6 protein-coding genes and 1 pseudogene are annotated in these 6,792 nt (G+C 70.6%); 5 read left to right on the forward strand and 2 right to left on the reverse strand.

Features of this window, described 5'->3' with window-relative positions; all coding sequences use genetic code 11:
• The first annotated feature begins 21 nt into the window (after positions 1-21).
• Both accC and V1318_RS19855 read left to right on the forward strand, forming a co-directional pair.
• Positions 22-1,389 carry an acetyl-CoA carboxylase biotin carboxylase subunit gene (gene accC, locus V1318_RS19850; protein WP_332941498.1) on the forward strand — a complete coding sequence of 456 codons (1,368 nt, stop codon included), beginning with the start codon at positions 22-24 and terminating at the stop codon, positions 1,387-1,389.
• A gap of 231 nt (positions 1,390-1,620) precedes the next feature.
• On the forward strand, positions 1,621-2,331 hold the full coding sequence (locus V1318_RS19855) for a hypothetical protein (RefSeq protein ID WP_332941499.1): 711 nt from the start codon (positions 1,621-1,623) through the stop codon (positions 2,329-2,331).
• A 237-nt stretch (positions 2,332-2,568) separates the two neighbouring features.
• Here the strand turns inward: V1318_RS19855 and V1318_RS19860 are convergent.
• Positions 2,569-2,910: pseudogene (locus V1318_RS19860) on the reverse strand (hypothetical protein); the annotation flags it as partial.
• Positions 2,907-3,914, reverse strand: coding sequence for a hypothetical protein (locus V1318_RS19865; RefSeq protein WP_332941500.1), 1,008 nt, complete (start codon positions 3,912-3,914; stop codon positions 2,907-2,909). The gene V1318_RS19865 and the pseudogene V1318_RS19860, both read right to left, overlap by 4 nt.
• A 271-nt stretch (positions 3,915-4,185) precedes the next feature.
• Between V1318_RS19865 and prmA the strand changes: the two genes are divergently transcribed.
• The 3 genes from prmA to fis all read left to right on the forward strand — a co-directional run bounded on the left by prmA (position 4,186) and on the right by fis (position 6,476).
• Positions 4,186-5,106: a 50S ribosomal protein L11 methyltransferase gene (gene prmA / locus V1318_RS19870; RefSeq protein ID WP_332941501.1), complete on the forward strand. Its 921-nt coding sequence runs from the start codon at positions 4,186-4,188 to the stop codon at positions 5,104-5,106.
• A gap of 46 nt (positions 5,107-5,152) precedes the next feature.
• Positions 5,153-6,082 carry a DUF3426 domain-containing protein gene (locus V1318_RS19875; protein WP_332941502.1) on the forward strand — a complete coding sequence of 310 codons (930 nt, stop codon included), beginning with the start codon at positions 5,153-5,155 and terminating at the stop codon, positions 6,080-6,082.
• Positions 6,083-6,203: 121 nt separating this feature from the next.
• Complete coding sequence (gene fis, locus V1318_RS19880; protein ID WP_055904222.1) at positions 6,204-6,476, forward strand: DNA-binding transcriptional regulator Fis; 273 nt, start codon at positions 6,204-6,206, stop codon at positions 6,474-6,476.
• Positions 6,477-6,792: the final 316 nt, after the last annotated feature.

Below are 6,792 nucleotides of genomic sequence, written 5' to 3' on the forward strand. Positions count from 1 at the left end.
TTCCCTATTCCCGGCACTCCTATGCTTGATAAAGTCGTCATCGCCAACCGCGGCGAAATCGCATTGCGGATCCTGCGCGCCTGCCACGCGCTGGGCATCCGCACGGTCGCGGTGCATTCCACCGTCGACCGCAACCTCAAGCACGTCGCCATGGCCGACGAGTCGGTCTGCATCGGCCCGGCGCCATCGACCGAGAGCTATCTCAACATGGCCTCGATCATCGCCGCGGCCGAAGTCACCGACGCCCAGGCGATCCACCCCGGCTACGGCTTCCTCAGCGAGAACGCCGACTTCGCCGAGCGCGTCGAGCAGTCCGGCTTCATCTTCATCGGGCCCAAGGCCGACACCATCCGCCTGATGGGCGACAAGGTCGAGGCGATCCGCGCCATGAAGGACGCCGGCGTGCCCTGCGTGCCCGGCAGCGGCGGCCCGCTCGGCGACGACAACGCCGCCAACATCAAGATCGCGCGCGAGATCGGCTACCCGATCATCGTCAAGGCCGCCGGCGGCGGCGGCGGCCGCGGCATGCGCGTGGTCCACACCGAAGCCCACCTCAACGCGGCGATCCAGACCACCAAGTCCGAGGCCAAGGCCGCGTTCGGCAACGACATGGTCTACATGGAGAAGTTCCTGGAGAACCCGCGCCATGTCGAGATCCAGGTGCTGGCCGACGGCCAGGGCAACGCGATCCACCTGGGCGAACGCGACTGCTCGATGCAGCGCCGCCACCAGAAGGTGGTCGAGGAAGCGCCGGCGCCGGGCATCAGCCTCGAGCAGCGCGCCGAGATCGGCAAGGTCTGCGTCGAGGCCTGCATCCGCATCGGCTACCGCGGCGCGGGCACCTTCGAGTTCCTGTACGAGAACGGCCGCTTCTACTTCATCGAAATGAACACCCGCATCCAGGTCGAACACCCGGTCACCGAGCTGGTCACCGGCATCGACCTGGTGCGCGAGCAGCTGATGATCGCCGCCGGCCACAAGCTGTCGATCAAGCAAAGCGACGTGGTCCTGTCCGGTCACGCGATCGAATGCCGCATCAACGCCGAGGACCCGGACAGCTTCCTGCCCAGCCCCGGCCTGATCCAGCACTTCCACGCACCGGGCGGCCCGGGCGTGCGCGTGGACAGCCACATCTACGAGGGCTACCGCGTCCCGGCCAACTACGACTCGATGATCGGCAAGCTGATCGTGCACGGCCCCGACCGCGAGACCGCGATCGCGCGCATGCGCGTGGCCCTGAGCGAGATGGTCGTGGACGGCATCAAGACCAACATCCCGCTGCAGCAGCGCATCCTGTCCGACGCCGGTTTCCAGCAGGGCGGCATGAACATCCATTACCTGGAAAAGCGGCTCAAGGAACAGAAGGAAAAGTCGATCTCGATCGTCTGATCGCGACGGCGGCACGGATCGAGGCGGCGCCGGGCAACCGGCGCCGCCTTTTTAGTGGGCGACATCGCCAGCAACGCGGCGCCCGCCGCTCGATCCGCCCAGCCCCGCGCCCGTCGCCAGCCGTGCCCTGGGCGCCGGGTTTTTGCGTAATCTTCACCGCGCCGCGCCACGCGCCCGGGCCACCGGCCCTGCGCGCCAGCGGTCCCCGACCCCAATCAGGTATGCCCCCGTATGAAACACGGAATTTTCGTACTGACCGCCGCAGCGTTCCTGTCGCTGAGCGCCTGCAAGAAAGCCGCCGACGAAGCCGCCCCCGCGGCCGAACCCGCTGCGACGGCCAGCAGCGCCGCCACGCCGGCCCCCGAAGCGGCGGCGCCTGCCACGCCCGCCGCCGCCCCGGCCGAGCCCAGCGCCGAGGACGCAGAGCGCGCCCAGGCCCAGGCCAAGCTCGACTTCGCGACCATGGAAGACGGCTACCTCAACGACCCCAAGGGCCAGTGGGCGAGCGCGGCCAAGGCCAGCACCTCCTACGGCTCGGCCAACGGCAAGGACTCGACCGCGAAGGAATCCTATTCGCCGTACCAGGCCACCGGCCCGGCCAACGACGAGTCCTGGAGCAACAACAGCCAGAGCGTCGGTTTCGACTGGATCGAACTCAGCTACGACAAGCCGGTCAGCGCCAGCGAAGTGCGGGTCGCGCTGGAAGGCGGCAACGGCGCCAAGGGCATCACCAAGATCGAACTGATCGACGCCGCCGGCCAGGCCCACACCGTCTGGAGCGGCCTGAGCGACAGCAAGCGCGACGAGCGCGGCGGCCGTACCTGGATCGTGCGCAAGTTCGAGCCCACGGCCTACCAGGCCAAGGGCGTCAAGCTGACCTTCGCCAACAACGTCGAGAACGGCTACAGCTACGTCGACGCGGTGCAGCTGGTCGGCGGCTGATGCGAAAGGGCCGCCTCGACGGCGGCCCTGCGGTTCATGCATCCCGGCGCGCGTGAGCGCCGGGGACGACGGCCGCCGCGGATCGACGGTCGATCCGCAGCGCGCCCCGGCGCCGCCGGGGCGATCCGTGCGCGTTCAATCCAGGTTGCGCGGCACCGTCACGTCGCCGACTTCGCCCAGGTCGCCGACCTTGCCCAGATCCGGCGCCGGCACCGCCACCCCGTCCTGCATCCGCGACTGCGTGCCCTGGATCGGCTGCGCGCCGGAAGTCGACGCCGGGCTGACGATCATCACGTACTCGCTGGACCCGTCGGGCCAGACCACCTTGAAGGTGCTGCCCGGCGGCAGCGACGAGAACGGCGTGCCGCTCTGCGCGCGATACATCGCCGCGATCTGCGCCGAACTCGCGCGCCGGGTCTGTTCCGGCGAGTGCACCGTGGTCACCGCGACCTGCGACAGCTCGCTGTAGTCGTCGGCGAGCACGTCGATCACGACCCCGGCCGCGCCCACCGAATAGGCGGCGAACAGCAGCACCCAGAACAGCAGCTTGGCCTTGTTTACAAAGCGCTTGTCTTTCATTTGGTTATCCTCGTTCCGTCGACAAGACCGTTGACCATGTCGTTCATCACTTCCGTTCCCTGGCGCGGCACCGCCGCGTCGAAAACGAAACTGCTGAAGTCCTGGTTAGGGTCCTGCGAGCAGATACCTCCGTTGGCGCAATAGGTCGTCATCAGCACGCTGTTGGGGCTGCAATCCAGTCCCAGTCTGCAAGCGGCCAGCTGCCAGGCCAGTTCCGAGAACTGGGTACCGGCAACCGGTCCGTAAAAATTGCGGCGGCCGCTGGAGGCGATGCCCATCTTCGGCGAGATCGCGAAGAAGGCCTCCGGATCCAGCGAGTTGCGCACCCGATCGATCAGGTCGCGCACATAGGCGTCGTCGTCCTGCAGCGGTTCGTCCATGCCCAGCAGCGAGGCTTCGGCCGGCAGGCTGCCGGCCTTGGCCGCGCGGATGCGGGTGCGCTGGATGGTGGCGTAGGACAGATCGTCGGCGGGCGTGAAGCGCGCGCAACGCTGGCCGACGCGATTGCGCGCCGCCACCATCGCCGCCGAGGTGCGCAGGTTCATCCCGGCGATGGCCTGGGTGTCGCGGCCGTAGTCCGCGGGCGAGGCCGCATAGCCGGCGCAATAGTCGAGCACCCGGCTGAACATCCAGGTCGCCTCGGGCTCGCCCGCGCGCACCGCCGGGCCCAGTTCCTGGGCGTAGCCGTAGAGATCGTCGCTGTGTTCGAAACGATCGCGCAGGCGCTGCGCCGGCGACCGCGCGCGCGTGCGCTGCGGCGCGTCGGCATCGAGATCGCCCTGGTTATGGAGCGCATCCACCGAGGAAACGGCGGCGGCGGTCGAGGCGGCGGCCGCCGAGGGCGCCGTCTCGGGCAGGATCTGGCCGCGCCGCGCATACAGGGCGCCGCCGGCCAGCAAGGCCAAGGCCGCCACCGCCCACATCGGCCGCCCGGAAGCGAACACGCCGGCCCGAGCCGCGGGCGGCGCCTGCTTCTCGATCCGGGATGTCAGCAAGTCGGACATTACGGTCCTGGTCTCCGCCGCATGCGGGCTTGGCGCCTGCGGCCTGGGTCGCACGGGCCCGCCCTTGCCCGCCGCGCAGCCTGCACGCGCCGGTCGGGTAGCGCCCTGATGGCATCCATAGTAAAGCAAGCCGCCAGCCGACGCCGACGCGGCCGGCGGACCGGCCGGCCCACCGGCGCCAACGGCGGCACGAACGGCTTGTGCGGCCGCCGCCGGGCCGAAATCACGCCGAGGGTGGGATAATGCGGCCCCGTTATCCCTTGCGACCGCGATGCCCTTCCTCGAACTGACCCTGCGCTGCCGCGAATCCGAGCAGCCGCGCTACGAGACCGCGCTGGACGATGTCGGCGCGCTGGCGGTGACCATGCTGGACGCCGACGCCGATACCGACGACGAGCACGCCATTCTCGAACCCGGCGTCGGCGAGACCCCGCTGTGGGATGAGATCGTGCTCAGCGCGCTGTTCCCGCACGACACCGACGCGCTGGTGCTGCTGGCCGCGCTGGAGTCCTTCGACGCCGGACTGGACTGGACCCAGGCGCGCTTCCGCGCGGTCGAGGACCAGGACTGGGAGCGCGCGTGGATGGACCAGTACGTGCCGCTGCACTTCGGCGCGCGGACCTGGATCGTGCCCTGGAACCATGAGCTGCCCGAAGGCGCCGACGCGCCCGACGCCGCCGTGATCCGGCTCGACCCGGGCCTGGCCTTCGGCTCCGGCACCCACCCGACCACCGCGCTGTGCCTGCAGTGGCTGGACGGCCTGGCCGGCGACGGCCGGTTGAGCGATGCGCGCGTGCTGGATTTCGGCTGCGGCTCGGGCATCCTCGCGCTGGCCGCGCTCAAGCTCGGCGCCGCCCACGCGGTCGGCGTCGACAACGACCCGCAGGCCCTGCTCGCGACCGCCGACAACGCCGAGCGCAACGGCGTCGCCGAACGCATGCAGGTCCACCTGCCGCAGGACGAGCCGGTCGCGACCTACCCGATCGTGGTCGCCAATATCCTCGCCTCGGCGCTGATCGCCCTGGCCGACACCCTGGCCGCGCGGGTCGCGCCGGGCGGCCGCATCGCGCTGTCGGGCATCCTCGCCGGGCAGGAGGACGAAGTGCTGGCGCGCTACGCCGACGCCTTCGAGGACCTGCGCGCGGACCGCCTCGAAGACTGGATGCGCGTCACGGGCACGCGTCGCCGCTGAGTCCGGGGGGCGGACAGCGGCGAAGCCGGCGTGCTTGAATACGCCGATGTTCGTCGCCTGCCCACATTGCGGATTCCTGGTCGCGCTGATCCTGCCTGCCGCCGGCAGCGGCGCGCGCGAAACGCCGCAGCGCTGCCCGCGTTGCGAGCGCCCCTTGCAAGCCGATGCGCCCGCCGACGGCGCCGCCGTCGCGGCGGAGTCCGGCGCCGACGCGGCCGCGCAGGACGCGCCGGTGGAACGCGCCGGCGGCGGGCCGGCCGCGGGCGCGGCCGAGTCGACCGCGCCGGAGCCGGAGCCGGACCGCGCCGACGCGGACCTGTCCGACCCGGCCACCGACGCCGACCGCGCCGATGCCGACGCCACCGCCGCCGCGGTGCCCTCGCTGGAAGAAGCGGTGGCCGCGTCGGCCTTGCCCGACACGCGCACCCGCCCGGCCCGCAACGCGCGCGCGGCGCGCGCCAAGCGCGACGCCCCCAGTTTCGTGCGCGGAACCCACGCCGCCGCGCCGCCGCGCCGCGACTGGCGCGCGCTCGCCGCGATCGCCGTATTGCTGCTCGCGTTGGCGCTGCAGCTGGTCCTGGCCCAACGCCAGGAACTCGCCGCCGACGCGCGCTGGCGCCCGCTGGTCGGCGCGCTGTGCGGCGTCCTGCGCTGCAGCCTGCCGCCCTGGCACGAGCCCACCGCTTACACCATGCTCGGCCGCAACGTCCGCCCCAGCCCCGGTGCGCCGGGCGTGCTGCGCGTCAACGCCAGCTTCCGCAACGACGCACGCTGGCCGCAGCGCTGGCCGACGCTGCTGTTGACCTTGTCCGATGTCGATGGCCGGGAGGTCGGCCAGCGCGCGTTCGCTCCCTCGGACTACCGTCGCGGCCACACCCCCACCGACGAGCTGGCCCCCGGCCAAAGCGCGACGGTGCAACTGGACGTGGTCGAACCGGCTCCCCGCATCGTCGCATTCACCTTCGACTTCCAATGAAATCTGCGACGGTCGCGTTGTCCGCCGCGACCGTCGCGCGCTAGACTCCCCCTCCCGCCCGTCCGCCGCGCTCAGCGCCTGGCACCCGCCCGGCGGGACGACACTGCATCAGGGGAACCGCTTGAACGCCGCAACCGATCGCAACGAAGCCACCCGCAGCGGACCGCGCGTCCCGTTGCGCGACCACGTGGCCACCTCGATCCGGCGCTACCTGGGCGACCTCAACGGCAGCGGCACCGAGAACCTCTACGAGATCGCCCTGCGCGAACTCGAAATCCCGCTGTTCGCCGAAGTCCTGCAACACTGCGACGGCAACCAAAGCCGCGCCGCCTCCATGCTGGGCATCCACCGCGCCACCCTGCGCAAGAAACTACGCGAATACGGCCTCGAGTGATCCCTTCCGCGCCGTAACGGCCGGAAACCCATGCCTCCTAACCCTCGGACCCGCGGAACGCCGCGCGCGTAAGGCTGTCTGCGGGAAGGCAACACTTCTTTTCTCTTCGCCGCAGCCGCGGCTGCGCCGTTGCCGTTGCCATTGCCGTTGCCATTGCCGTTGCCATTGCCATTGCCATTGCCATTGCCGTTGCCGTTGCCGTTGCCGTTGCCGTTGCCGTTGCCGTTGCCGTTGCCGCAGCATTGGAATCCATAGCCCCGCACCCACGCGAGCAACCGTAGACCCGAAGGGCGGCGCGCAGGACGCGCGCCGTTTT

It is taken from the genome of Lysobacter sp. CCNWLW3 (genome assembly GCF_036697405.1).
GTDB lineage: Bacteria > Pseudomonadota > Gammaproteobacteria > Xanthomonadales > Xanthomonadaceae > Lysobacter.

What these genes read in the sequence shown, in the direction of transcription:
- accC (WP_332941498.1), top strand. Translation starts at nt 22, where the DNA reads ATGCTTGATAAAGTCGTCATCGCCAACCGCGGCGAAATCGCATTGCGG.
- V1318_RS19855 (WP_332941499.1), top strand. Translation starts at nt 1,621, where the DNA reads ATGAAACACGGAATTTTCGTACTGACCGCCGCAGCGTTCCTGTCGCTG.
- V1318_RS19865 (WP_332941500.1), bottom strand. Translation starts at nt 3,914, where the DNA reads ATGTCCGACTTGCTGACATCCCGGATCGAGAAGCAGGCGCCGCCCGCG.
- prmA (WP_332941501.1), top strand. Translation starts at nt 4,186, where the DNA reads ATGCCCTTCCTCGAACTGACCCTGCGCTGCCGCGAATCCGAGCAGCCG.
- V1318_RS19875 (WP_332941502.1), top strand. Translation starts at nt 5,153, where the DNA reads ATGTTCGTCGCCTGCCCACATTGCGGATTCCTGGTCGCGCTGATCCTG.